Annotated in this window: 26 protein-coding genes; 17 read left to right on the forward strand and 9 right to left on the reverse strand. The window is 58.3% G+C overall.

Features of this window, described 5'->3' with window-relative positions; all coding sequences use genetic code 11:
* Nucleotides 1-91: 91 nt before the first annotated feature.
* Both E0L37_RS16045 and E0L37_RS16050 read right to left on the reverse strand, forming a co-directional pair.
* A complete protein-coding gene (locus tag E0L37_RS16045; protein WP_133492723.1) occupies nucleotides 92-958 on the reverse strand; it encodes an integrase arm-type DNA-binding domain-containing protein in 867 nt (288 codons plus the stop codon).
* A 199-nt stretch (nucleotides 959-1,157) separates the two neighbouring features.
* Nucleotides 1,158-2,021, reverse strand: coding sequence for a YicC/YloC family endoribonuclease (locus E0L37_RS16050; RefSeq protein ID WP_133492724.1), 864 nt, complete (start codon nucleotides 2,019-2,021; stop codon nucleotides 1,158-1,160).
* Nucleotides 2,022-2,324: 303 nt separating this feature from the next.
* On the opposite strand from E0L37_RS16050, the gene rph reads away from it, so the two are divergent.
* The 3 genes from rph to E0L37_RS16065 are packed head-to-tail and all read left to right on the forward strand — an operon-like array spanning nucleotide 2,325 to nucleotide 4,345.
* On the forward strand, nucleotides 2,325-3,041 hold the full coding sequence (gene rph, locus E0L37_RS16055) for a ribonuclease PH (RefSeq protein ID WP_097059038.1): 717 nt from the start codon (nucleotides 2,325-2,327) through the stop codon (nucleotides 3,039-3,041).
* A gap of 15 nt (nucleotides 3,042-3,056) precedes the next feature.
* Nucleotides 3,057-3,728 carry an orotate phosphoribosyltransferase gene (gene pyrE / locus E0L37_RS16060; protein WP_133492819.1) on the forward strand — a complete coding sequence of 224 codons (672 nt, stop codon included), beginning with the start codon at nucleotides 3,057-3,059 and terminating at the stop codon, nucleotides 3,726-3,728.
* A complete protein-coding gene (locus E0L37_RS16065) occupies nucleotides 3,725-4,345 on the forward strand; it encodes a hypothetical protein (RefSeq protein ID WP_133492725.1) in 621 nt (206 codons plus the stop codon). The genes pyrE and E0L37_RS16065 overlap by 4 nt, the downstream gene beginning before the upstream one ends.
* Before the next feature lie 586 nt (nucleotides 4,346-4,931).
* On the opposite strand, the gene slmA is transcribed toward E0L37_RS16065, so the two are convergent.
* From slmA to coaBC, 5 genes are all read right to left on the reverse strand, one after another.
* Nucleotides 4,932-5,534 carry a nucleoid occlusion factor SlmA gene (gene slmA / locus E0L37_RS16070; RefSeq protein WP_133492726.1) on the reverse strand — a complete coding sequence of 201 codons (603 nt, stop codon included), beginning with the start codon at nucleotides 5,532-5,534 and terminating at the stop codon, nucleotides 4,932-4,934.
* Between the two features lie 102 nt (nucleotides 5,535-5,636).
* Nucleotides 5,637-6,536 carry an acetylglutamate kinase gene (gene argB / locus E0L37_RS16075; protein WP_063140227.1) on the reverse strand — a complete coding sequence of 300 codons (900 nt, stop codon included), beginning with the start codon at nucleotides 6,534-6,536 and terminating at the stop codon, nucleotides 5,637-5,639.
* A gap of 20 nt (nucleotides 6,537-6,556) precedes the next feature.
* Complete coding sequence (locus E0L37_RS16080) at nucleotides 6,557-8,716, reverse strand: hypothetical protein (RefSeq protein ID WP_133492727.1); 2,160 nt, start codon at nucleotides 8,714-8,716, stop codon at nucleotides 6,557-6,559.
* 127 nt (nucleotides 8,717-8,843) lie between these two features.
* Nucleotides 8,844-9,296, reverse strand: a complete 453-nt coding sequence (dut, locus tag E0L37_RS16085) for a dUTP diphosphatase (RefSeq protein ID WP_133492728.1) — start codon at nucleotides 9,294-9,296, stop codon at nucleotides 8,844-8,846.
* Nucleotides 9,297-9,542: 246 nt separating this feature from the next.
* On the reverse strand, nucleotides 9,543-10,742 hold the full coding sequence (gene coaBC, locus E0L37_RS16090; RefSeq protein WP_133492729.1) for a bifunctional phosphopantothenoylcysteine decarboxylase/phosphopantothenate--cysteine ligase CoaBC: 1,200 nt from the start codon (nucleotides 10,740-10,742) through the stop codon (nucleotides 9,543-9,545).
* Between the two features lie 136 nt (nucleotides 10,743-10,878).
* Here coaBC and radC point away from each other — a divergent pair, with 136 nt between their 5' ends.
* The 3 genes from radC to rpmG all read left to right on the forward strand — a co-directional run bounded on the left by radC (nucleotide 10,879) and on the right by rpmG (nucleotide 12,241).
* Nucleotides 10,879-11,553 (forward strand): DNA repair protein RadC, encoded by a 675-nt coding sequence (gene radC / locus E0L37_RS16095; protein ID WP_133492730.1) that lies wholly within the window; start codon nucleotides 10,879-10,881, stop codon nucleotides 11,551-11,553.
* A gap of 272 nt (nucleotides 11,554-11,825) precedes the next feature.
* Complete coding sequence (gene rpmB, locus E0L37_RS16100) at nucleotides 11,826-12,062, forward strand: 50S ribosomal protein L28 (RefSeq protein WP_014992560.1); 237 nt, start codon at nucleotides 11,826-11,828, stop codon at nucleotides 12,060-12,062.
* Between the two features lie 11 nt (nucleotides 12,063-12,073).
* Complete coding sequence (gene rpmG, locus E0L37_RS16105; RefSeq protein WP_014992561.1) at nucleotides 12,074-12,241, forward strand: 50S ribosomal protein L33; 168 nt, start codon at nucleotides 12,074-12,076, stop codon at nucleotides 12,239-12,241.
* Between the two features lie 485 nt (nucleotides 12,242-12,726).
* Here the strand turns inward: rpmG and E0L37_RS16110 are convergent, their stop codons facing one another.
* Complete coding sequence (locus tag E0L37_RS16110) at nucleotides 12,727-13,038, reverse strand: type II toxin-antitoxin system RelE/ParE family toxin (protein WP_205655636.1); 312 nt, start codon at nucleotides 13,036-13,038, stop codon at nucleotides 12,727-12,729.
* Entirely contained in the window at nucleotides 13,007-13,279 is a 273-nt protein-coding gene (locus E0L37_RS16115; RefSeq protein WP_133492731.1) for a CopG family ribbon-helix-helix protein, read from the reverse strand. The genes E0L37_RS16110 and E0L37_RS16115 overlap by 32 nt, the downstream gene beginning before the upstream one ends.
* A gap of 632 nt (nucleotides 13,280-13,911) precedes the next feature.
* Here E0L37_RS16115 and E0L37_RS16120 point away from each other — a divergent pair.
* From E0L37_RS16120 to E0L37_RS16170, 11 genes are read left to right on the forward strand one after another with little or no spacing between them, the layout of a single operon-like run.
* Complete coding sequence (locus tag E0L37_RS16120) at nucleotides 13,912-14,160, forward strand: Flp family type IVb pilin (RefSeq protein WP_133492732.1); 249 nt, start codon at nucleotides 13,912-13,914, stop codon at nucleotides 14,158-14,160.
* 29 nt (nucleotides 14,161-14,189) lie between these two features.
* The gene (locus tag E0L37_RS16125) at nucleotides 14,190-14,660 is read left to right on the forward strand and encodes a TadE family protein (protein ID WP_133492733.1); all 471 of its coding nucleotides are present in this window, start codon (nucleotides 14,190-14,192) and stop codon (nucleotides 14,658-14,660) included.
* 40 nt (nucleotides 14,661-14,700) lie between these two features.
* Nucleotides 14,701-15,627 carry a Flp pilus assembly protein CpaB gene (cpaB, locus tag E0L37_RS16130; protein ID WP_133492734.1) on the forward strand — a complete coding sequence of 309 codons (927 nt, stop codon included), beginning with the start codon at nucleotides 14,701-14,703 and terminating at the stop codon, nucleotides 15,625-15,627.
* On the forward strand, nucleotides 15,617-16,789 hold the full coding sequence (locus E0L37_RS16135; RefSeq protein ID WP_166643083.1) for a type II and III secretion system protein family protein: 1,173 nt from the start codon (nucleotides 15,617-15,619) through the stop codon (nucleotides 16,787-16,789). The genes cpaB and E0L37_RS16135 overlap by 11 nt, the downstream gene beginning before the upstream one ends.
* A 5-nt stretch (nucleotides 16,790-16,794) precedes the next feature.
* Complete coding sequence (locus tag E0L37_RS16140; protein WP_133492735.1) at nucleotides 16,795-17,985, forward strand: hypothetical protein; 1,191 nt, start codon at nucleotides 16,795-16,797, stop codon at nucleotides 17,983-17,985.
* A 9-nt stretch (nucleotides 17,986-17,994) separates the two neighbouring features.
* Nucleotides 17,995-19,167 carry a CpaF family protein gene (locus E0L37_RS16145; protein ID WP_133492736.1) on the forward strand — a complete coding sequence of 391 codons (1,173 nt, stop codon included), beginning with the start codon at nucleotides 17,995-17,997 and terminating at the stop codon, nucleotides 19,165-19,167.
* Nucleotides 19,154-20,074 carry a type II secretion system F family protein gene (locus E0L37_RS16150; RefSeq protein ID WP_133492737.1) on the forward strand — a complete coding sequence of 307 codons (921 nt, stop codon included), beginning with the start codon at nucleotides 19,154-19,156 and terminating at the stop codon, nucleotides 20,072-20,074. The genes E0L37_RS16145 and E0L37_RS16150 overlap by 14 nt, the downstream gene beginning before the upstream one ends.
* Nucleotides 20,067-20,939, forward strand: a complete 873-nt coding sequence (locus tag E0L37_RS16155) for a type II secretion system F family protein (RefSeq protein ID WP_133492738.1) — start codon at nucleotides 20,067-20,069, stop codon at nucleotides 20,937-20,939. Before E0L37_RS16150 ends, E0L37_RS16155 begins: the two co-directional genes overlap by 8 nt.
* Before the next feature lie 52 nt (nucleotides 20,940-20,991).
* A complete protein-coding gene (locus E0L37_RS16160; RefSeq protein ID WP_166643084.1) occupies nucleotides 20,992-21,666 on the forward strand; it encodes a tetratricopeptide repeat protein in 675 nt (224 codons plus the stop codon).
* A gap of 4 nt (nucleotides 21,667-21,670) precedes the next feature.
* Nucleotides 21,671-21,955, forward strand: a complete 285-nt coding sequence (locus tag E0L37_RS16165; RefSeq protein ID WP_133492740.1) for a hypothetical protein — start codon at nucleotides 21,671-21,673, stop codon at nucleotides 21,953-21,955.
* 1 nt (nucleotide 21,956) lies between these two features.
* On the forward strand, nucleotides 21,957-23,726 hold the full coding sequence (locus E0L37_RS16170) for a pilus assembly protein TadG-related protein (RefSeq protein WP_166643085.1): 1,770 nt from the start codon (nucleotides 21,957-21,959) through the stop codon (nucleotides 23,724-23,726).
* Nucleotides 23,727-23,734 lie beyond the last annotated feature (8 nt).

Genomic DNA, 23,734 nt, shown 5'->3' on the forward strand with positions numbered 1-23,734 from the left:
TACCGTCGACGGCGCTGTACTCCGGTTATGACTTCGATTCTCTCCACCTTGGACACTCCTTTGCACTAGGTCTATGCCTAGGCCTTTGCTTCTACCAAGGTGTCCGGTTTAAATGGGGGCTACTACAGGTGGGGAGCGGGATGGAGATCGGGGTGCCCGTTTTGCTGCGGTGTTTGGGTAGGTGCCAGATGGCCTTCTCCAGATCGAATTCTTCCCAAAGGGCTTCGCAAAGCTCGCTTTTCCGGACCCCGAGAACAAGAAACAAGCAGCACGCCAGGTAGTTGTCTCTTCCGAAGCTGCTGATGCGGTCTCTGAAGACCTTGAATGCTATTTGGATTTCATCGTGAGTGAGGACTCGCTCTCTGCTGTTTTCCAGGCCGCCAGCATCTGTTGCCGTGAAGGGCATGGCGGGATTGCTGAGGCAGAGATCCAGTTTCATGCCATGGCGGAACAGTTGCTTCAGGTACATGAGAGTATCGTTGGCGATGGTTGGCCTGCCGCTTTCCACTACGCGTTGGATGATGCGCCGCACTTCGCGTGGTGTGACATCGTTGATCGGATAGGTGCCGATGACGGGATCGATCTCCTTGGTATAGATGCGCTTTGGGATTCCGGGGTGTTGGAGTCGCCGGCACAGGTCGGACGTGTACCAGTCTTGGAAGAGTTCGCGGACAGTGCGGATCGGAGGGATTTCCTGTTTCCGTTTTTCTACAAGAGGGTCCTGCCCGGCCCTCAGGCCTTTCTTCATTACTTCGGCTTGAAGTCGGGCTTCGGCAAGAGACATGGCCGGGTACTGGCCGAGGGTGGCTTCGCGGCGTTTGCCGCCCACGCTGTAGCGCAGCATCCAATAGGGAGAGCCGGCTTTGCGGACGCAGAAGTAGAGGCCACCGCCATCGGTGTGTTTCTTGGGCTCGCGTTTGGCGAGAGAGGCGACCTGGGTCGCGGTGAGCTTGGCCATGGGCGCTCCTTGTCCTGGGGTTGTGGGTGCTGCCCACCATATGGCTGATATTTAAGCAGAATGGATGTGGATTGCCCACCAATGTGCCCACCTTTTATGGTGGGCAGTGGCGGATTTCTTCGGACTAAAACGGAAGGGGTATGGGTGAAATATGAAGAAAAAACAATGATTTAAGGATGGTTTTGGATGTTGAGGGACTCTATTCAATATTCTGGATCTGCTCCCGCATCTGCTCGATCAGAACCTTGAGCTCGACGGCGGCGGCGGTGGTTTCGGCGTCGATGGATTTTGACGCCAGGGTGTTCGCTTCTCGGTTCAGTTCCTGCATCAGAAAATCCAGGCGGCGACCCGCCTGGCCGCCCTTCTCCACCACCCGGCGGACTTCCTTCACATGGGCCTCCAAGCGGTCCAGTTCCTCGTCCACATCCATTTTCTGGGCGGCCAGCACCACTTCCTGTTCCAGGCGATCGTGGTCGGCGGTTTCCATCACGTCCTGCACCCGTTGCCGCAGCCGTTCGCGCAGATGGTCGCGAATGCGGGGCAGGGCGGCGCGGACGATGACCACCTGTTCGCCGATCAGGGTCAGACGGTCCAGCACCAGTTTGGCCAGTTGTTCCCCTTCCCGTTCGCGCGTGGCCAGCAGGCTGTCCAGGGCCTCGTCGAGCAGCTCGACGGCCTTGCTTTGCAGGGCTTCGGGGTCCGCCTGGTTGGTTTTCAATACGCCGGGGAAGCGCAGTATCTCCAGCGGGTTGATCTGGCCGGCGTGCAGTACCAGGTCGCCGACCCGGCGGGCTGCTTCGGACAGGCGTTTCACCAGGTCTTCATTGAGTTCCAGGTTGGGATCGGTCTCGTCCTCCTGGTAGCGCAGGGTGACATCCAGCTTGCCCCGGGCCAGACGTTTGCGGCAGCGCTCACGTACCGCCCCCTCCAGGGTGCGCAGGGTTTCCGGCAGGCGTGGGGAGATTTCCAGGTAACGGTGGTTCACCGAGCGGATTTCCCAGGCGAGGTCGACGCCGTCGAGATGCCCGTCGGTGCGGGCGAAAGCGGTCATGCTGCGAATCATACGGGTGTCCCCGGCCGTTGCTTGAGCGGTCAGTGTACCATTGCTGTTCGACGAATTCGGAATGCTCGGGTGCTTGGTCGCTGAACCCGTGGCCAGTCTGTTGCTATGGGGGACACGAATTGCCGCTCGTATTCGCTGCCAAGGCAGCTTCCCACGGCAAGAGCGCCGCGGAGTGGCTGTGGGAAGTGAACCGGCTGCCGGTCCTGAACTTGTGACCGATGCTCAGAGGCGCCTCGCAATGGGTCCGGCGGGTTCGTTACAATGGGGGCCTCCCATACCATTATCAGCAACCAAGGAGCTACCATGCGTCCCTCTGGCCGCGCGCCCGACCAAATGCGTGAAGTGTCTTTCACGCGCCAATACACCAAGCATGCCGAGGGTAGCGTCCTGGTGGCGTTCGGTGATACCCAGGTGCTCTGCACCGCCTCCGTGGAAGACGGTGTCCCGCGCTTCCTCAAAGGCAAGGGCCAGGGCTGGATCACCGCCGAATACGGCATGCTGCCCCGTGCCACCCACACCCGTTCCGGCCGGGAAGCGGCCCGCGGCAAGCAGGGTGGGCGTACCCTGGAGATCCAGCGCCTGATCGGCCGCTCCCTGCGCGCCGCCGTGGATCTGCGCAAGCTGGGCGAAAACACCGTCTATCTGGACTGCGATGTGCTGCAGGCGGATGGCGGCACCCGCACCGCTTCCATTTCCGGGGCCTGTGTCGCGCTTGTGGACGCCTTCTCGGTTTTGCTGGAAAGGAAGCGCATAAAGGAAGATCCCTTGAACGGGTTGATTGCGTCCGTTTCCGTGGGCATGTACAACAATGAGCCGGTGCTGGATCTGGACTACCCGGAAGATTCCAACGCCGATACCGATATGAACGTGGTGATGACCCAGCATGGGGGCTTCGTGGAGATTCAGGGGACCGCGGAGGGCGTGCCGTTCACCCGTGAACAGTCCGACACCTTGTTGGGCCTGGCGGAGAAAGGCATTCAGGACATCGTGCGCAAGCAGCAGGAGGCCCTGGGCTGGTAAGCGCCCGGTGACATGATGAAGAACTACAAAAAGCACTTTCTGCGTTTCGCCGAACAGCGCCAGGCGCTCAAGTTCGGCGAATTCACGCTCAAATCAGGACGTGTAAGTCCTTACTTCTTTAACGCCGGCACTTTCCATACCGGGGAAGCGCTGGCGCGTCTGGGGCGTCACTACGCTGATGCCATCGTCGAATCGGGTATCGAATTCGATATGCTGTTCGGCCCCGCCTACAAGGGGATTCCGTTGGTGTCCTCGGTGGCGGTGGCGCTCGCCGAGCATCACGGCCTGGATTACCCCTGGGCCTTCAACCGCAAGGAAGCCAAGGACCACGGCGAAGGCGGCTGGCTGGTGGGGGCGCCGCTCAATGGCCGGGCGTTGATCATCGATGATGTCATCACCGCGGGTACCGCCATTCGTGAAGTGGCGGCCTTGTTTGAGCAGACCGAGGCCTTGATTGCCGGAGTGTTCGTGGCGCTGGATCGTCAGGAGCGTGGGCAAGGCGGCACCGCGGATGACGGCAAGGCAAAATCCGCGATTCAGGAAGTGCAGGACAACCTGGGAGTACCGGTGCGCAGCATTGTATCCATGGCGGACATCATCGGCTGGCTTGATCAACAACCGGACCGGGAAGCGGAACGGGCCGCCATGGACGCCTACCGGGTGCGCTATGGGGTGAGCGAGTCGTGAGAGTAACGGTACTGCTGCTGGGGTTGTTGTTGAGTGTGTTGAGCGTCACCGGCATGGCGGCGAACAAGACCGGACAAGTGGAGCAGCGGCTGTACCGTTACCAGTCGGCGGATGGCGCCATGGCGATCAGTGCCACCCTCACCGAAGCGGCCATTCACGCTGGCTATCAGGTACTCGACCAGCAAGGCCGGGTACTGGAAACGGTGGCGCCGGCGCCACCGGAGGAGCAGGCCCGCCGCCGCCGGGAACTGGCCCGCCAGGAGCAGGCCAGGGCCCAGGCGCGGCGCGACAGTGAATTGCGCCGCCTCTACGCCGGGCCGGGGGATGCTGAACGGGCCCGCGACCGGCAGCTGCAGGCGCTGCAGCTCAATATCGACTACGCCGAGAACGCTATCCAGCAGCTGAACAAGAAGCAGGATGAAGAAATCCACAAGGCCGCCCGCGCCGAACGGGCCGGCCGGGAAGTGCCGGACAGCGTGCGCGATGCCATTGAACGCCATGGCCGCCAGGTTCGTGAGAACCGCGAGAAAATCGAGGAATATCAGGAGGACATGGCGCGGGTGCGGGAAGAATTCTCCCCCATCATCCAGCGCCTGCGTGACCTGGAAGCGCGGTAGCCCTGTGGGAAGCTTGCTTGCAAGCGAATCTTTTGATGTCAGGAACCTGTTCGCTTGCCAGCAAGCTTCCCACAGCGGCTTCGTAGCACACTCTGTGGGAGACCAGCTTGCTGGCGAAACGGCCTCCGGGGTTACTCCATTCGCTTGCCAGCAAGCCTCCCACAGCGGCTTCGTAGCATGATCTGTGGGAGCTAGCTTGCTAGCGAGTACGGCGTCCGGGGTTACTCCATTCGCTTGCCAGCAAGCTTCCCACAGCGGCTTCGTAGCATGATCTGTGGGAGCTAGCTTGCTAGCGAATACGGCTTTCGGGGTTACTCCATTCGCTTGCCAGCAAGCCTCCCGCAGCGGCTTCGTAGCACACTCTGTGGGAGCTAGCTTGCTAGCGAGTACGGCGTCCGGGGTTACTCCATTCGCTTGCCAGCAAGCTTCCCACAGCGGCTTCGTAGCACACTCTGTGGGAGACCAGCTTGCTGGCGAATACGGCTTCGGTATTGGTCCATTCGCTTGCAGGCAAGCTTCCCACAGCGGCTAAAGATCAGGCTGTTTAGTCCTTCCGCTGTTACCTGTTCACTCTTCACTGCCTTTTTTAAAGCCCTTCCCCGTCCGCACGAAAGATCATCGGCGCGATCAGTGCCCATTGTTCGTGCCAGTCCTCGGCGGGACGGGCGCGGAAGCCGGAGCGCACGAACTGGGCGATACGCCCTTCCACCACGGACAGCAGCAGATTGGCGGTGATGCCCGGAGTGGCGCGGGTGCGCTTGCCTTCGCGGAATTCGGCGTCGCGGACCACCTGTTTCAGTTGGCTCTCCACCCGGTCGTAAAACTGCTGGATACGCTGGCGCAGCCGCTCATTCTCGCCGGTCAGGGCGTCGCCGGTGAGCAGCCGGGTAATGCCCGGATTGCGCTCGGTGAAGGCCAGAATCAGCGTCAGAATCTGCTCCACCTGTTGCAGCGCGTCCCCTTCGGAGATGATGCGATTGATGCGTGAGAACACCGAGTCCTCGATGAACTCAATCAATGCCTCGAGCATGCGTGCCTTGCTGGGAAAATGGCGATACAGCGCGGACTCGGACACCCCCACTTCCCTGGCCAGCCCGGATGTGGTCACCCGACCCCCCGGCTCCGCTTCCAGCATGTAGGCCAGCGTTTGCAGGATTTGCTCCTTGCGAGAAGGCTTCTTTTCGGTCATATCCTGGTTACCCGTCTTATGTGAGCCGGCCCGGCGATGCCGCCGCCGGGCCGGTGTGCTCCACCCCAATTGGAGCCAATAACAAAGCGCCGTTCCGGCGTATCAATCGCGGCTGATGAGCGTGCCGATACCCTGATCGGTGAGAATCTCCAACAGCACCGCGTGAGGTACCCGGCCGTCGATGATGTGTGATGTGCGCACCCCGTTCTCCACGGCTTCCAGGGCGCAGCGAATCTTCGGCAGCATGCCGCCGTAAATGGTTCCGTCCTTGATCAGCGTATTGACCCGCTCCGCGCTCAGGCCGGTGAGAATACGATCGTTCTTGTCCTTGAGCCCGGCCACATTGGTCAGCAGGATCAGCTTCTCGGCGCGCAACACCTCGGCCACCTTGCCGGCCACCAGATCAGCGTTGATGTTGTAGCTGACCCCTTCATCATCCACGCCGATGGGCGCGATCACCGGAATGAAATCACTGCCGGAAAGCAGCGAAAGAATGCGGGTGTTGATGCCCTGCACTTCCCCCACGTGACCGATGTCGATGATTTCGGAGGCCTTCAATTCCGGATTGTCGGCATCCTCGTTGCGCAGCAGCATCTTGCGGGCGCGGATCAGACGGCCGTCCTTGCCGGTGAGACCGATGGCCTGGCCGCCGTTGTGCTGGATCAGATTGACGATGTCCTTGTTGACCAGGCCGCCGAGCACCATCTGCACCACGTCCATGGTCTCCTGATCGGTGACGCGCATGCCCTGGACGAACTTGCTTTCCTTGCCGAGACGGTTGAGCAGATCGCCGATCTGCGGGCCGCCGCCGTGGACGATCACCGGATGGATGCCCACCTGTTTCATCATCACCACGTCACGGGCGAAGCTGTTCTTCAGCTCATCATTTTCCATGGCGTTGCCACCGTACTTGATCACCACGGTGGTTCCGGAAAAACGCTGAATATAGGGCAGAGCCTCGATCAGAACGCGCGCGGTTTCCTGGGCGCTCTTGGTATCCATGTCATTCTCCAGCCAAAACGTCAAAAGGGCAGCGCCAGGTCGGGGGACACCGCCCGGAGCTGATCACGGAACAGATCCTTGACCCGTTCCAGGGCCGCCGTGTCGCGACCCTCGAAGCGCATTTCCAGCACCGATTGTAAGGGGCAAAGCCTCACCACGCCCCACCCATCGGGAAATTCCACCCGCAGACCGTCCACGGTGGCCGCGCGTCCGCCGGGAAAACGGCCCTCCGCGCGCAGCGCCGAAACCAGCGCCCGCCCCTGATCATCGGGGACAGGCAGCCGCAGCAGCGGGGTACTCCGCCCGCTGGCGAGGCCAGCGAACACGGTGGCGCTGTCGTCCTCCTGCATGCTGAGGATCTCCAGCACCCGGGCCGCCGTATAGAAACCGTCGGCGAAACCGAACCAGCGATCCGCGCAAAACACCCGGCCGGACCACTCGCCCGCCAGCGGCGCCCCCAAACGCAGGCGCTCCGCGGCGATATGGCGAGGGTCGGCGGCGCACAATACCGGGCGCCCGCCCTGTTTGCGAATCAGCGAGGGCAAAGCGCGGCTGCATTTTACGTCAAATAAAACGTCGGCGCCGGGGTGGCGGCTCAACAAGTCCCGGGCCAGCAGCATCAGCACTTGATCAGACGCCACTTCCCCGCCCTGATGATCCACCAGCGCCAGCGTATTGCCCCGCTGATCCAGGAGGATACCGATATCCGCGTTCTGTTCCGTCACCACGCGGCGCAGGGCATCGGCGGTCTTGGCCGGCACCACGGCACAGCCCAGGCCATCGAACAGGGCGTTCGCCAGCGGTGCCAGCAGCGGAGGCGCGTGCAGCGCCAGCCGCAGTGGCCGGGCCAGAACGATATCGTCACGAAGCTGGCGCAGATAAGCATCAATGGGCGCCGGCTCGGGATCGGCCCGCCGCGAGGAGGCGGCCACGGTACCGGCGCTGTAGCGGCGCAGGGTGTCGACATCGTCCTGGCTCAGGTCCTGGCCGTCCAGCACCGGAATCAGCCGCCAGCGATCACCGTGTTTGTGGGCGTACAGCCCTTCGCGGGTGGCGCCGGTTTCCAGCCCGTGTCGCCACAGGGGTTCCGCGCAGGGTGCCTGGTCCAGGGTCTTGATGCCTTCCACGAGAAGCCCGCCACGCAGCGCGTCGAGCACCGCATCGGCCCCCTCCGAATCATCACTGGCCAGGCACAGGGCCGGAGCGTGCTTGTCCCGGGCCAGAGCGGCGAAGGCGCTGCCCAGGCGAGCCAGGAGCTCGGGGTCCGCTTTGAGAACCAGGCCATCGCCGCTGAAAACATCATCCGGCAATGGCGGCTGGGTGACCGTCGGTGCCGCTGGTTTCGGCGCGGCCGGTTCGCGGCGTTGCGGTTTGGGAGAGCTGACTTGTGCCGCCGGTTCCGGCTGCTCAGGGCGTCGCCTCAGCCTGGGCAGGATCAGCGCGAGCAGGATCAGGCCGAGACCCAGGCCGCCGGGCAGAATCCAGGCGGTGATCGGAGGCGGGGGCGGTGGCATATCCAGCCGCACCGTGAAGGTACCCTGGGTGGCTTCCCCGGAAGCCGTATTCGTGCCATGAAGAGCAGTGCCATGGAGAGCGGCCTGGCCGCGCCGGGCCAGAGTGACATCGTCCTGAATCAGACGTACCTGGGCGCCTTTGGGCAGGCGCTGATCGATCCGCTGCATCCAGGGCCCGAGATCCTGCTGGATGATCAGGGCGCCGCCGGATACCGCCCGTCCCGCCAGCAATGCCGGCGACTCACCGCCGCGCCCGATGACCAGAGGGGCGCGGCCGCCCCCTTCATGAAGCCGTTGCAGCAGATCCTGCTCGGTGAAGCTGAGCGCCTCGGTGGCGGCGGCGTCCGGCACGATGCGTAACCGGCCGTCGCGAAACCAGTCGGCATCGGAAATGTGCGTTTGCGCCAGCGCGCGCTGGACCGGGATTTCGCCGGGCAGGCGCGTCAGCCTGTCCTCGAGCCGTTGCGCCCGGTTCCACAGGGTGCCCGCCCATTCCCGGGCCAGTCCCCGGGCATCGGCCTGCGCGGTTTGTAACTGCCTGTGCTGGATCTGCTGGTGGAAATAAACGGCCTGGGCGGCGGCGAGCGCCAGCCCCACCAGTAAGGCGAGCAGAACGAAGGGCCGGGCTGGGCGCGCGCCGGCGCCGTCGGCCTTGCTGTTGAACATGGTGTCCCCCCTTGTTGTGCACTTGAACGACGATGTTCAAGCAACAACGCCGGCGGCCCCCACCGCCGACGTGCGCGCCCGGCCCGCATTGGAATAGTGTCATGCGCGGGACGGGCGGGTGCGGAGGTTATTGTCGGCCACTGTGGCCGAAACCGCCGCTACCCCGTTGGCTTTCTGTGAACTGCTCCACCTGCTGCCAGACCACCTGCCGCACCGGCACGATCACCAACTGCGCCACCCGCTCACCGGGCTCCAGAGTGAAAGCATTTTGCCCCCGGTTCCAGCAGGAGACCATCAATTCGCCCTGGTAATCGGAGTCGATCAGCCCCACCAGATTACCCAGCACGATGCCGTGCTTGTGCCCCAGGCCGGAGCGCGGCAGCACCAGGCCGGCGTAACCGGGATCGGCGATGTGGATCGACAAACCGGTGGGCAGCAAAGTGGAATCCCCCGGCGCCAGGCTGATGGCTTCGTCCAGCATGGCGCGCAGGTCCAGGCCGGCGGAGCCTTCGGTGGCGTAATGGGGCAAGGGAATGGTGTCGCCCAGACGCGGGTCGAGCACTCGATATTGCAGGTTCATGTGTTATCCCGGGTTGATGACGAATCGACGAATAGCTTACACGAGACACGTTGGCACGTTGACTCGCTGCCAAGGCAGCTTCCCACAGCGGCTCGGTAGCCCCCTTTGTGGGAAGCGAGCTTGCTCGCGAATGCAGCGTGAATTCACATCTCCAAGACCAATCGGCTGGCCACGGCATGGAGTCTGCGGTCAAGCGCCAGAGCTTCCCCATTTGTAAGGCAGCAGTGCCCACGGCCGTGATTTTCTTCAGTCCTTGTACCGTATCGCGATCAGTTCGATCAATTGCTTGGCGATCTGTCGTTTGGACGCCAGCGGCAGTACCTTGTGGCCGCCGGGCCAGATCACGGTCAGGGCGTTATTGTCGCTGTTGAAACCCACATTGCTGCCGGACACATCGTTGGTGGCGATCATGTCCAGCTTCTTGTTGGTCAGCTTGCCCTGGGCGTAGCTCATCACGTCCTGGGTTTCAGCGGCGAAGCCCACGGTGAAGGGGCGTTTGTCGTGGCTGGCCACCGCGGCGATGATGTCCGGGTTCTTCACCAGGGTCAGGTGAATCTCCTCGGTGGACTTCTTGATCTTGTGGTCCGCGGTCACCGTCGGCCGGTAGTCCGCCACGGCGGCGGTGGCGATGAACACATCGCAGCCCTGCTCCACCACTCCCATGCTGGTCTCGTACATATCCTGGGCGCGTACCACGTCGATACGATGCACCCGCTCCGGCGTTGGCAAGGCCACCGGACCGGCGATCAGCGTGACCCGGGCACCCGCTTCCGCGGCCGCCTCCGCCAGAGCGAAGCCCATCTTGCCGGAACTCTTGTTGGTCAGGTAACGCACCGGATCGATCGGCTCGCGGGTGGGGCCGGCGGTGATCACCACATGCCTGCCGGTGAGCAGATCGTAATTAAAGATATCCGCTGCCCGCTGAATGATCTCTTCCGGCTCCAGCATGCGGCCGGGGCCCACCTCGCCGCAGGCCTGGCTGCCGGAACCGGGGCCGAAGATATGGATGCCTTTCTCCTGCAGGATCAGCTGATTCTTCTGCGTGGCGCTATCCGCCCACATCTGCTGATTCATGGCCGGCGCGATGGCAATGGGCGCGCCGGTGGCCAGGCACAGGGTGGTCAGCAGATCGTTGCCGTGGCCGTGGGCCAGACGGGCGAGGAAATTGGCGGAGGCCGGAGCAATCAGGATCAGGTCGGCCCAGCGCGCCAGTTCGATGTGCCCCATCGCCGCCTCGGCGCGGGGGTCGAGAAGGTCGGTGTGCACCGGTTGTCCGGACAGCGCCTGCATGGTCAGCGGCGTGATGAACTCACAGGCTCCCTGGGTCATCACCACGCGCACCTCGGCGCCGGCGTCCTGCAGGCGGCGGACCAGATCCGCGGCCTTGTAGGCGGCGATACCGCCGGTGACGCCGAGAAGAATTCGTTTACTAATCAAACGTTGCATACTGTATTTCCGTACAGTAGTTTGGGGTGGACGCTTTCGCAGTGTATGCCCAATGCCGGGCGGTGACAAACGGGCCAGGGGGCGGCGATTGGCGTCGGCTAGCAGGGCACTAAACCATCATCACGGAGGATATCCAATGGCAATAACGGACTGGCCGGAAAACGAACGCCCGCGGGAAAAGCTGCTGCAGCGGGGCGCGGCGGCACTGAGTGACGCGGAGCTGCTGGCGGTGTTGTTGCGCACTGGTCTGCGGGGCTGTTCCGCGGTGGACCTGGGGCGCAATCTGTTGAATGAGGCCGGCGATCTGCGGGCGCTTCTGGATCTGCCTCCGGAACGCATGCGGCGTATGCGGGGCCTGGGAGGCACCCGCCTGACCCAATTGCTGGCGGCGCTGGAGATCAGTAAGCGCTACATGTCTCTGGAGAAGAAAAGGGAGCTCACTCTTAGTGAACCGGAGCCGGCCGCGCGCATGTTCATGTCGGAGCTGCGCGGGGAGCCCAGCGAAGTGTTCGCGGTACTGTTCATGGACAACAAGAACCGCATGCTGGGCTTCGAGAAGCTGTTCCGCGGCACCGTGGACGCCGCCGCCGTCTACCCGAGGGAAGTGGTGCGGCGGGCCCTGGACCACAATGCGTCCAGCATCATCGTCGGGCACAATCACCCCTCGGGCGTCGCCGAACCCAGCCGGGCGGACCGCGATGTCACCCGGCGCCTCAGCGATGCCTTGAATCTGGTGGATGTCCGCTTACTCGATCACCTGGTGATCGGCGACAACCAGTGGCAGTCCCTGGGCCGCCTCGGCTGGCTGTAGCGGCGGGCTCCGCCCTCGCGCGCTTCCCACCGCCCCGCTACAAAGCCGCTGTGGGAACTGGGGCCCAGGATTCGCCAGCAGGCTGGCTCCCACAGATTGTGCTACGAAGCCGCTGTGGGAGCTGCCCTGGCGGCGAATACCGGCCCTGCCAGCCCTCCCCAATGCACCGCCATCGACGCTTTCCGCTTGATCCCAGGGGCGGGGTCTGGTATAAAACGCGGCCTTATTCCGGGGCTGCCCCGCCCCTATGTGATCATCACGGGAGCAAGATCATGTCCAAGGTTTGCCAGGTGACCGGCAAGCGCCCGGTAACGGGCCACAACGTGTCCCACTCGAACATCAAGACCAAGCGTCGGTTCGAACCGAATTTGCACTACCACCGTTTCTGGGTGGAAAGCGAAAAGCGCTTTGTGCGTCTGCGCGTGTCCTCCAAAGGCATGCGCATCATCGATAAGAAGGGTATCGACTCAGTACTGACCGATATCCGTGCCCGCGGCATTCGAGTTTAAGGAGCTGACCCATGGCCGGTCCGGTTCGTGAAAAGATTCGTCTGGTGTCCTCTGAAGGCACCGGTCACTTCTATACCACCACCAAAAACAAGCGTCTCCATCCGGAAAAGATGGAAACCAAAAAGTTTGATCCGGTGGTACGCAAGCACGTGATGTACAAGGAAGCGAAGATCAAGTAACGCTTCCCCAGCCTGGCACGGGGCGAACAGATAAAGGCCTGGTGGCACAAGCCGCCGGGCCTTTTGTTGTGCCCGCCAATTGCCGCCATTTCCCACGGAACCAATTGCCTACAACTACGAAGACGCTGTGGGGGGGGCTTGCCTGCAAGCGAATAGGGCAACGCCGGAGGCCGGAATTCGCCAGCAAGCTGGTCTTCCACAGTCTTACCACAAGGCCGCTGTGGGAAACTTGCTTGCAAGCGAATGGCCCAACGCGGCAGGGGGGGCGGGACTTGCCAGCAAGCTGGTCTCCCACAGTCTTACCACAAGGCCGCTGTGGGAAACTTGCTTGCAAGCGAATGGCCCAACGCGGCAGGGGGGGGCGGGACCTGCCAGCAAGCTGGTCTCCCACAGTCTTACCACAAGGCCGCTGTGGGAAGCTTGCTTGCAAGCGAATGGCCAATGGTCCAGAGACATTCGCGGCCAAGGCCGCTCCCCACAGCGGCTTAATAACCCGCCTCCTTCTGATGCTGGAATGCCAGCACATAGACGGTATCGTCGGCGGGTTCAAAGCGGTACAGCGCGATATAGCCAGAGTCCCCGAAAGGAATCACCAACTCACGCAATACAGGAATCGCTTCGTCCGGGCGGCCAACGGTGGGAGTTGATTCCAGTAGCAAAAAGTGCTGCTCAATGACCTGTCCGGCGCGCCGGGCCGCCTCGGGAGCCTTGTCAAGCAGGACCGGCGGCACCTCGCCGGGCCTTGAGTTGCTCGGGCAGTAACGACTATTCGTGGCACTCGGGAGTATCCTGTTCATTGTCAGTGCCCCAGGTCTTCAACCAGTCACGAACTTCCTGCCCCGTCAGATGCTGTCCTGTTTCCTGATAGGCTTGCCAGGAGGCCAGCGCTTCTTGCCGAAAGCTTTCGCGTGCTTCCTCCCGTTCAACATACTGCTGAATAGCCTCCAGCATGAGCCAGTGGGCCGAACGGCGCCGTTGATTGGCAAGGTGCTGGACGCGGCTTTTCAGTTCGTCGTCGATCTTCAGGGGCGTTGCCATGATGGGCCCTCGTATCAATAAGTAATACCTGGTGATAAACTGGTCTCCACCTGATCAAATGTCCAGTCCCTGATCACGGCCGGGCGCGATTCAAGCTGCCTCATCCCAACCTTCCCACCAGTAGGTTGAAGCTCAAAATGTCACCGCATATTCATTGTCCGGGAATAAAACTGAAACCCGGCCGTCGCCTTTCCGTCCTTAAAATCCGTCCTTATGCAATCTTATGTAACGCTTTGTACGTTGCCCGCACTCTTGTGATCTGATTCTCAGCATGATTTTACATATCGAATATAGGAAATGTGACTGAGCGCACTTTTTCATAATGACAAAATGACATTATTTCATTTTGGGTCAGGTTTTTGCACACTCAAAACAACTCAGTGCGTATTCGGAAAATGTAAAATGCAGACGGGGAGGTGCCAAAGGAGTCGGGGGGTAAGCAAAACCACTTATCGCATGCTACCGGCCGATTATCTTAAGAGCGGATCTGTAAGTGATTGAAATTGCTACGTGTATTTACGCAGTATGCACAAAGTAGAACTTGTGACGAACGTCACACCGCATCTACGATTAAAACTGAAAGGTGCCCCTGTCTGGGGGGTAATTAAAAAGCCGCAAGGGAGCGCTTTAAAATGAAACTGATCCAATCCATTAATACCGCCACTCAATTCCTGATGGCGCGTCTCTTTTCCCAAATGCCAACCCGTAGTAACCGCCAGCGTGGGGCTAGTGCGTTGGAGTATATTATGTTGGCTGCCGTAGTTGTTGGCTTGTTAGTGGCACTTGCTCTCGCCTTTGGTACTGATGCAACGAACCCTCTGATCACATTCTTCAAAGACCTCTTCTCGACTGCGGGCGAGCAAATTCCCTCAGGTACCTAAATTCTAAATTAGAGATACAGGGTAGGACCATGAGAAGAAAGTGTCGCCAAGCGGGATCAGTTTCACTTGAATTCATGATGTTGTTCCCGCTCGTAGTCGCTGTGCTATACGCAACTGCAGTGTACGGTATTACCTTTTTTGGGAAGTACCAAATGCAAGATGCGGCGGATCGTGCAGTTGCGGCGGCACTTCTCGTTGATCGGTCCGCATATGAAGATGACAAGATTGAAGATGCGATCCGGAACCAGGCTAAGTCCGCATTAGAAAAGCTCGTCACAAAGCTTCCTGCGGGCTGGCGTGATCGTTTGGATGCAGACTGTGATGTTGCTGAAAGCGGTGTGGTTGCTCCTGGCATGGTAGATGTAGAAATGCTGGAGTGCTCATTGACTTATAACGACTTTGGGAACAAGCCGATTGTTCCAGGCCTGAATTTCGGATGGCTGGGGAAATTTCCTCCCTTGCCGGCCTCCTTGGCCGTAAAGGCAAGTGTGGCCTTTTAGGCGGAGTAAGTGATCCCAATAGGAAAGCCCGGAGGGGGACATGGGAACTCGAGTGTTATACGCGCTGCCGGCGCTGTTGCTGGCGGCTTTGGCTCTGATCCTTGCCTTGGTGGGATTAAGCCGCGAACCGGAACCGGCCCCGGTGGGTGCGTCACCTTCACAGAAGGCGGAGGCAACGCGCTCCAGTTCGGCGACGAAACATCGATACTGGGCCATTGCCCGCTCGGTGCCGGCCGGGGAGCCGCTTAAGGAAGACATGCTGGTGGAGGTGTCCTCGGCATCACCACTGACGGATGGCATTGGCGCTGATCAGAACCTTGTTGGCAAGCCATTGAAGCAGGATGTTCGGGCTGGTGAGTTGCTGACCCAACGTCATCTCGATGGTAGTGGACGCCCCTTGCCAGACGTGGTTCCGGAAGGGTTTCGGGCCCTGGCTATTTCCGTTGATAACGTGGTTGGTGCCGGTGGTTTACTGCAACCGGGGGACCGAGTTGATGTGCTTTCCGCCTTTAAACGCGGTGGAGACAAGAAAGGCCCCGCAGCGCTGGTGATACAAGAGGACTTGGAGGTCTTGGCCGTGCACGGGGAGTTGGCGGATGGCCCGCCTCAAAAAGAGGAAGACCGTCGTCGTAGCTCCAATAACACGGTGGTGTTGGCCGTGCCAGAGGAAAAGGTCACAGGCCTGCTTTTAGCCTCCACGGAAAGTACCTTGCGTTTAGCGGTAGTCGGATCCGGTGTTCGTGCTGGTGTTGACGACGACTCGCTGCCTGCCGAAGACTCGGAGCAAGTCGAGCTTGTATTGGCGAACAACGACACGGAAGCGGAACCCGCCGCAAAACCCTTCTATCTCGAAGACTTCTTCCCTAAAGAAAAGCAGCCTGCCAGAGCGCCGGTGGTGCGTCAGTCACCCGGTCATCGGGTACAGGTATTCGAGGGATCCGAAGCGAGGAGCACCTATGTACGCTAAATACGGGCTGCGTCTACTGCTGGGCGGGCTGATGGCATTGATGACGTTGCTGGTTCAAGCCGATGACAGCTTGTCGCCGTCGACGACCTTGGCGCCGGGGGATCAGAAGGTTCTGGCTTTCCCGTCTCAAGTCACCAAAGTGGCGACCTCCGATCCGGAGGTGGCGACACTCACCGTTAGTGGCACTCAGGAACTGCTGTTGACAGCCAAAAAGGAAGGATCGGCGGAGCTCACTGTTTGGCTGAGAGGAACTGATAAACCGTTGCGGAGTGTGGTGGTGGTTGCCACCACCCAGGGGGCTTCTCTTCCCTTTGGCACCCAAGTGCAAACCGAAATCCGGGTACTGGAAGTGAACCGCTCCGAATTGAACAGTTTGGGGGTGTACTACGCCAACTTGTTCAATGGTGGCGATACCGCCATTGGGGTGGCTCCACCTGGACAAGGGTTTCGTGGTTTCGGAAGCGCTTCTTCTTCCCAGGGCGCGCTTGGCTCCGATGGCTTCAACCTTTTTCGCATCGGCGCCAACTCTCTGACTATCATTGACGCTTTGGAGTCCGGTGGATTCGCCTATACGTTGGCCGAACCCTCCTTGACCAGCTTGAGTGGCCAGAGTGCCTCGTTTCTAGCTGGTGGCGAGTTTCCTGTACCTACTCGCAGCAACGACAACGGCGTCCAGATCGAATACAAAGAGTTTGGTGTCGGGGTAACGCTTACTCCCACCGTTATCAATGGTCAGCAGATCATTCTAAAGGTGGCACCGGAAGTCAGCGAGCTGGATTATTCCGCTGGTGTGCAAACCGGGGGAGTTCAGGTTCCGGGGCTGCGCGTTCGCCGCTCTGAAACCACGGTATCACTGGCGCCTGGCGAGACCTTCATTATCAGTGGACTGGTTAGCCGCAGTACCGTCAACAGCAGCGACCGTATTCCGGGGTTGGGAAATATCCCCATCCTGGGAGCGTTTTTCCGATCCAGCCGTATTTCCCGGGATGACAAAGAGCTGGTTATGGTGGTGACGCCGCATTTGGTAACGCCGCGTAAGCCTTCGGACCCGCCTCTCGTTCTTCCTGGTGTCGGCTATCGGGAAAGCAGCACCGGCTGGTTCGACATGGCCACGGAACCCCGTCGTGGCTCGCGTCCCATTCGTCACGGAGTGAGTTGGTGAGCGCTATGGCGGACAATGAGATCATCCTGTCAGTAATCGATGATGCCAGCCTCAGAACCTGGCTGGATCGGGTGGTGGACAACAGTTTTCGCATGGAATTTGTTGGCCGCTCTGATGTAGGGCGGGTGTTGCGTCTTCTGGAAGCAACCACGGCGCACGTGGTTCTGGTTGAGGTCAACGAAGAAGAGTTGAACCAGTCCCTGGCCATTATTACGGCGCTGACCAGCGCCCGCCCCTGGCTGACTGTAATCACCGTGTGTGCTCGTTCGAACCAGGAGTTGTTGCTGCAGAGTATGAGAGCTGGCGCAAGGGATTGTCTGGTTGCCGGGCAGGATGCCACGGAGGTTCGTGATCGGCTTCGCCGTCATCAACTGGTTCGTGCGGGGCATTACGACGATGAGAATCGTTCTACCACCGGTAATCTTATTCTGGTCACTGGGGCGGATGCTTCGGTTGACACCCGCTTTTTGACCCAGAATCTTGTAATTGAACTGAGCCGACGAGACCCGAAAAGCCGTACTCTGGCTATTGATACACAATCCGAACGTGGCTGCTTTTATCTAGACAGTCGCAGCCAATACACTTTGGAGAACTTGCTAGCGAGCCCCGAAACGCTGGATGAAACGCTGATCAATACGGCGCTGGAGGAGTTTCGACCAGGGCTTCGTCTTCTGGCTGGAGGCCAGGCGGAGCATCATCTCGGCGGGGATCGCAGCGCGGACCTGTTCATTGCTTTGAATGGCTTGATGCAGATGTTCGATCGCATCGTGGTGAATATTGGCAACCTGCATAGTGAGCATTGGATCCGAGCGCTGGGCATACACACGCAACACCTTCTGGTGGCCATTCATCCTCTGGTGGATCACGCCCATGCTGCCCGCGGGTTGATCAGCGATTGGCGTTCTCATATCGGTAGTCAGGGACAAATGAAGGTGGTAGTGGACGGATACGTCAACGGCGTCCCCCCGTCCAGTGATGAGCTGGCGGAGACCTCGGGTGCTCCCCTTGCCGGCACCCTGCCGATGGATTGGAAATATCGCGTCCTGGCGATCAATTCCGGCCAAACCATGCAGGATCAGGCTCCACGTTCTTCTTACTGTCGTCAGATGGCGTCGCTGCTGACGAAGTTGGGAGAACGTGATTTACCACAGAATCAAAGCGGCGGCTGGTTGCGTCGGGTTATGGCCAAGGCCTAGGAGTAACGTGTGACGGGGCGCATTGACCAGGAGTATCAAACGCTCAAGGACCACACGCACAGGTGGGTGGTAGAGCGGCTTGATGAAGCAGGAATCGAAGTTGGCCGTGCCACTCGGGAGCGCTTGGCCGAATTCACTCGAGGGCAGATCTCCCACTATATTGCTCAAAATCGTGTCCCGCTTTCCACTCAGGACCTGAACCAACTGATCCGGGATACCTTGGACGAAGTTACCGGCTTTGGTCCGCTGGAGCCGCTGCTGGCGGATGATCGTGTCAATGACATCCTGGTCAACGGACCAAACCAGGTATTTGTAGAAATAGGTGGCGTTCTACAACACGCCCGGGCCCGGTTTATCAACGACGAACATGTGTTACGAATTATCCGCCGGATGTTGGCGCCGCTAGGGAGAAGGCTGGATGAAGCCAGCCCGATGGTCGACGCCCGGCTTCCTGACGGCTCTCGCGTTAATGCGGTTATTCCCCCTTTGGCTTTGGAAGGGCCCACATTAAGTATCAGAAAGTTCACCGGTAACCATCTCAGTGCCAAGGACCTGATAGAAAAAGGGTCCATGACCGAAGCCTGTCTTGATGTTTTGATCCGAGCGGTGGAATCGGCCCGTAATATTATTGTCAGCGGTGGTACGGGCACGGGTAAAACCACCATGCTCAATCTCATCAGCCAATACATTCCTCGCCAGGAACGAATTCTGACGATCGAAGACTCCGCTGAGCTGGTTTTGAATCACCCTCATGTGGTGAGACTTGAGACCCGCCCGGCCAATACCGAGGGCCGGGGGCGGATTACCGCCCGCGATCTGGTGATCAACGCTCTGCGTATGAGGCCTGACCGAATCATTCTTGGCGAGGTACGTTCCGGAGAGATCATCGAGTTACTTCAAGCCATGAACACGGGGCACGAAGGGTCGATGAGTACGATTCACGCAAACAGCACCAGGGACGCCTTGGTGCGGATTGAAACCCTCCTGGCCGTGAACGGATATGATGCCAGTGAAAAAGCAATTGGTCGGCTGATCGGATCGGCCCTGGATATCATTATTCAACTGGTTCGATTGCCGGACGGGCGCCGCCGGGTTTCTGAAGTTGTGGCGCTGTCGCCAACCAGCGACAACCCTTACAACATGGACTATCTGTACCGGAGTGAAGACCATGAGCACGTTTAATTGGTTGGTGGCTTCACAGATTCTGGCGTTCATAGCATTGGCTGTTGTTGCTTTGCAGTGGCTCTGGTTCAACTTGCGAGAGCAGCGTCAGATCAAGGAAGCGGTAGAGAGGCGCCTTGCCCTGGGTTCTGAAAATGGGGCGGCGCCACCCGTGGAGCAGGTGCTCATCGGTAAGCTGGAGCGCCTCCTGGTTCCTGCGGGCATTCGCTTATCGGACAGTCAGCTCATACTGGTTGGTGCCTTCCTTTTCGCATTGGTATTAGCAGTACTCTTCGCCAAGGGAACAGTAGCGGCGTTGGTTGCTCTGGTTTTGATGGTGATGACTTTGCTGCTCTACTGGAAGTTCCGGTTTGAGCAACAGCGCCGCCGAATCAATGAGGAATTACCCGGTATTATGGAAACCGCCCTGCGCTATATGGATGCGGGCCGGTCACTTGAGCAGTCTCTGGTTGAATCGTTTCGCGAAGCTCATCCGGTGTTTGATCCCTTGGCTTTTCGTCTCCGCAGTGCGGTGGAAGCGGGGCGAGATTACACTTCTCTGTTCGAAGACTTCTCTTCTCTATATAGAATTCCATCGTTGATCCTGGTTTCCATTGCGCTTAGAACTTCTGCTCGCTTTGGCTCCTCAATACGGCCTGTTATGCAGCAGGTGGCAAGCTCCCTTCGATCTCAACAGGAATTACGTCGTGAGTTTATGGCTGCCACCTCGGAAACCCGCTTTACCGCTGGAGCCTTTGCGGTCATTCCGATGGGGATGGCGGCGTATGTAATACTGATGAACGAGAGTTATTCAGAGGTTCTCCTGAAAACCAGCACCGGGAATACCATGTTAATGCTTGCTGGCGTTCTTCAAGGCCTGGGTATTCTTGTTATTCTCAAAATGATTCAGGGGGTGGGCCGTGTCTAACGGATGGTTTATCGCTTCCACATTACTGGCCCTTGTGGCCGGTGGTTGGGTCATCTTGAAGAGCCGGGAGTGGGAAAGCCGGGCACGGATCAGTGGCCGCATGCGGGCTTCCCCCGAAAGCTCTGAAGATGCCGCCTCGCGTAGCGCCTTTGAAAAACTGGCCTGGCGTCTGGCCAACTCTCCGTTGACCCGTGATGACTTCATGGAAATACAGCATGCCGTTTCAGCTACGGGAAGGGGTGTCGGCAGTGCTCAGCTAATCTATTTCTTTTACTGTTGGGTATTGCCGGTTATAGGAATCTTTCTGGGGTTTGCGTTTTTCGGGATCCTGGGTGGAATGCTATGCGCTGCAGCTGTCTTCATTCTGCCTCGACGCATCATTCGGGGAATGGGAAGGTCCGCCGAGAAGCAGCAGAATCGAGAAGCTGTCGAGCTTTGTCATATGACCCGGATGCTGATGGAGGCGGGGTTATCTCTTGAGCGAGTAATGAGAATGATTGCTGCCCAAGCCCGCCCCCTTATGCCAAAACTGATTTTTAGGATTGATCGATTCAATAGGCTTATGGAGTCTGGTGCTGAAAGAAATCAGGTTCTTGATGAGTTGGGTGAAAACCGAAATATTCCGGTTCTTCGTAGTTACGTGATGCTGATGAAACAGAGCAGCCAATTGGGTGCCGGAGTATCCTCCAGCCTGGAGCAGATCATTTCGGAAGCCCGCGATGTGGAACGATCCAAGCTTAAAGAAGAGACCAATAAGATCGGTGCCAAGATTACGGTGGTCATGATGGTTTTCATGCTGCCGGCGCTGTTCATCATTATCGGCGGGCCGGCGGTGATCTCCATCGCCGATGCTCTGTCTCGCTAGCCGAAACATAAAGAGAGAAACTGCGATGTGTAATAGCAGATGGAAGAAAGGGATGCATAAAGCGGTGGGGGTTATAGCGGTGGCTGCGCTGGCCTCGGGATGCGCGAGCAAGCCGGTATCAGGACCTGTCACGGCGGCGGATCGAGTGGATCTGGGGCGAATCAGCTGTGACAAGGTAGTGCAGCCGGAGCAACAGGTACAAATTGAAATGATCGATTCTCTGATGTCCAGGGATCGTGATCATGCCGCCCTGGCAAAGCTGGAGGATCAGCCTTTAAGTTCCGTGGAACATTGGCTGCGCTACGGTCAGCTCAAGGCGGCGACGGGATCCTTGGATCAGGCTGCTGCCGTCTTCAGCGCTCTTGTTGACCGCTGTGGTACCGGTGAGAGCCACCATGGTCTCGGTATGGTACTTCTTAAACAGGATGATGTTCTCGGAGCGCTCGATCATTTAAAGATTGCGAGAGATCGGGCACCAGCTTCCTCCCAGGTCCGCAATGACTATGGCTACATCTTGATGCTGGTTGGTCGTTACGAGGAAGCAGCCTATGAGCTGAGAACCTCCATGGAGCTTTCTAATGGCCAGGGGCCGGTTCGACAAAATCTGGCAGTGGCATTTCTGTTGACGGACGATGAAGACGGTCTGCGATGGATGAAGAAGGAATACGAGTTTTCTGCAGATGAACTGGCCTATGCTGAACGTTTAGCCGGACACTTTGTGAGGTGATCAAATGAAATATTTATTGATTTTTCTGATGGTGATTCCTGGGTTGTCAACAGCCAGTGAGCTGGGCGACGAAAAAGCCAGATACCATTCTGGTATGTCCAATAACCTACATGGCGAGCAATCAAGAACCTATACTCGTGCCATGCTCAATGACCAAGCTAAATCCGGTGGCGCTGAAAAGAGCGAGATCGCCGCTCCAGTATATGTAGATGTGCAGCGCCGCTTGGCTGAATCGTTTCGGCACCCTATTCCCGATAGCTATGGGCAGCAAACTCGAGGAGATCGATAGCATGAAGCGCCAAGGTGGAGTTCTAATGCTCACTACTCCTTTGATCATCCTGTTAATGATGATCTTCTCCACATTGGCGTTAGATGGTGCACGTTTATATTTGGCCCGGCAAGAGATGCAAAGTATCTCCAACGCTTCCGCAACCGCTGCGGCGAACAGAGTCAAATCGTGTGGAGGTATGTACGTTGACTTAGACACTATTCGCGATACTGCCTGGAAAACGGCTGCCGAACTCGGCGAGAAAAATGCTGCAGGGCATATCAGTGTGGATCTCGGGGTTGTTGAAAGAGGGCCTGATAAGAATCTGCTATTTCGGGAATCTGACCTAGCAACCGAGAGTAACGCAGCGAGAGTGGTGTACTCTAAAAGTAGTGATGATATTGGTTTGATTTTTCCAGCATTGTATAGCTCCTTTAAAATGGAAACTGTTTCGGTGGCCAAAAAGGAAGTTATGGCTACTATTAGTGCCACGGGATCAACTGCAATTATTGGGGGGAGTGATGAAAATGCGGGGTTATTAGGGACGTTGCTAGGGGGGCTTCTTCGTGAAGATGGTTTTTCGTTGGATCCCACTAGTGTTAAGAGTTTAGCAAACGCCACATTTTTATTGGGCGACTTTCTGGATAGTGTTGGAGTAGATGAGGTCCTTGGCAATGTAGATAAATCGCTTGGTGTGGATCAGATTTTGAGAGGCATCTTGGAAGGGCTTGATCCGCTGAGTGATGCCGCCAGAGTGATTGAGAATATATGCGGGTCTGATGAATGTAATTCCCCGGCGCTAGTTGATACTAACCTGAAGCTAAGTGAAGTCATAAAGCTTTTGTCAGATGTGCAATATCCTGAGGAAACCCGTGTACCTGTCTATGACACAGTCGTAGCTTTGGCGCTGAACCTGGTTTCTGGTGTTGATGGTATTACCCGGGATGTGGAATTGTCAGTGGCTGGCTTGGTTGGTGTTGATCTTAAACTATGGATTGATACGCCGCCGTCAGTTGTTGTTGGCCCAGCTCGCACCGACGGAGACGGGCAGCCTTTGGTACAATTTGAAGCTGCTGATGTTACTTTAGCACTGCATGTTTCTTCTAACCTTCTGGAGATAGCAAAGTTAGATATACCACTTCTGGTCAGAACAGGAGGAGGGGTAGGGACTCTTGAGGCCGCGGATTGTGCTGCAGGGAGCTCGAATGATGTATCTTTTCATCTGAAACTCTTTCCGAGAGTGGCTAGCGTTTCCACGGCTATTCTTCATGAGGATGGAACCCGAGTAGTGCAAGGTATAAGTGCCACTCTTTTAGAGATTGAAGGACTGAATAAGATTCTGCCTTCTTTGAAGGTCGAGGCTAAGATTGAAGATCTTGATATTGGTTCTTCCGGAGCAGAGGGGGGGCAACTGAAGACTGTAAATGAATATAGCCTGAACCAGCAGGGTGTAGCCACTATTTACGCTGGTGCAGATGAGCCTTTAAGTATTATCAATAGCGAGATAACAAGTGACGAAGTCTTGACTATCGAATTCGGTAAGAATTGTTCTGGCCTCCTGGGTTGTTTGATCGGAAGTGTTACGCAGCTTGTCGCTGATTTGGTCTCGGGATTGACTAACTCACTTTTGAAATCGGCAGTTCTTGGGATATTGGGCGATGTTCTTAACGGATTGCTGAAGCCAATACTGGATTCGCTTGGCTTGCATCTTGGGGGAATGGAAGTGAGCGTAATTGGCGCTAATCAGGGCTCTGTTGTCTTGCTGGATTGTGGGAAGGCGATCTGCCAATAATAATAAAT

It is taken from the genome of Alcanivorax sp. 24, assembly GCF_004360225.1.
In the GTDB taxonomy this organism is placed as follows: Bacteria; Pseudomonadota; Gammaproteobacteria; order Pseudomonadales; family Alcanivoracaceae; genus Alloalcanivorax; species Alloalcanivorax xiamenensis.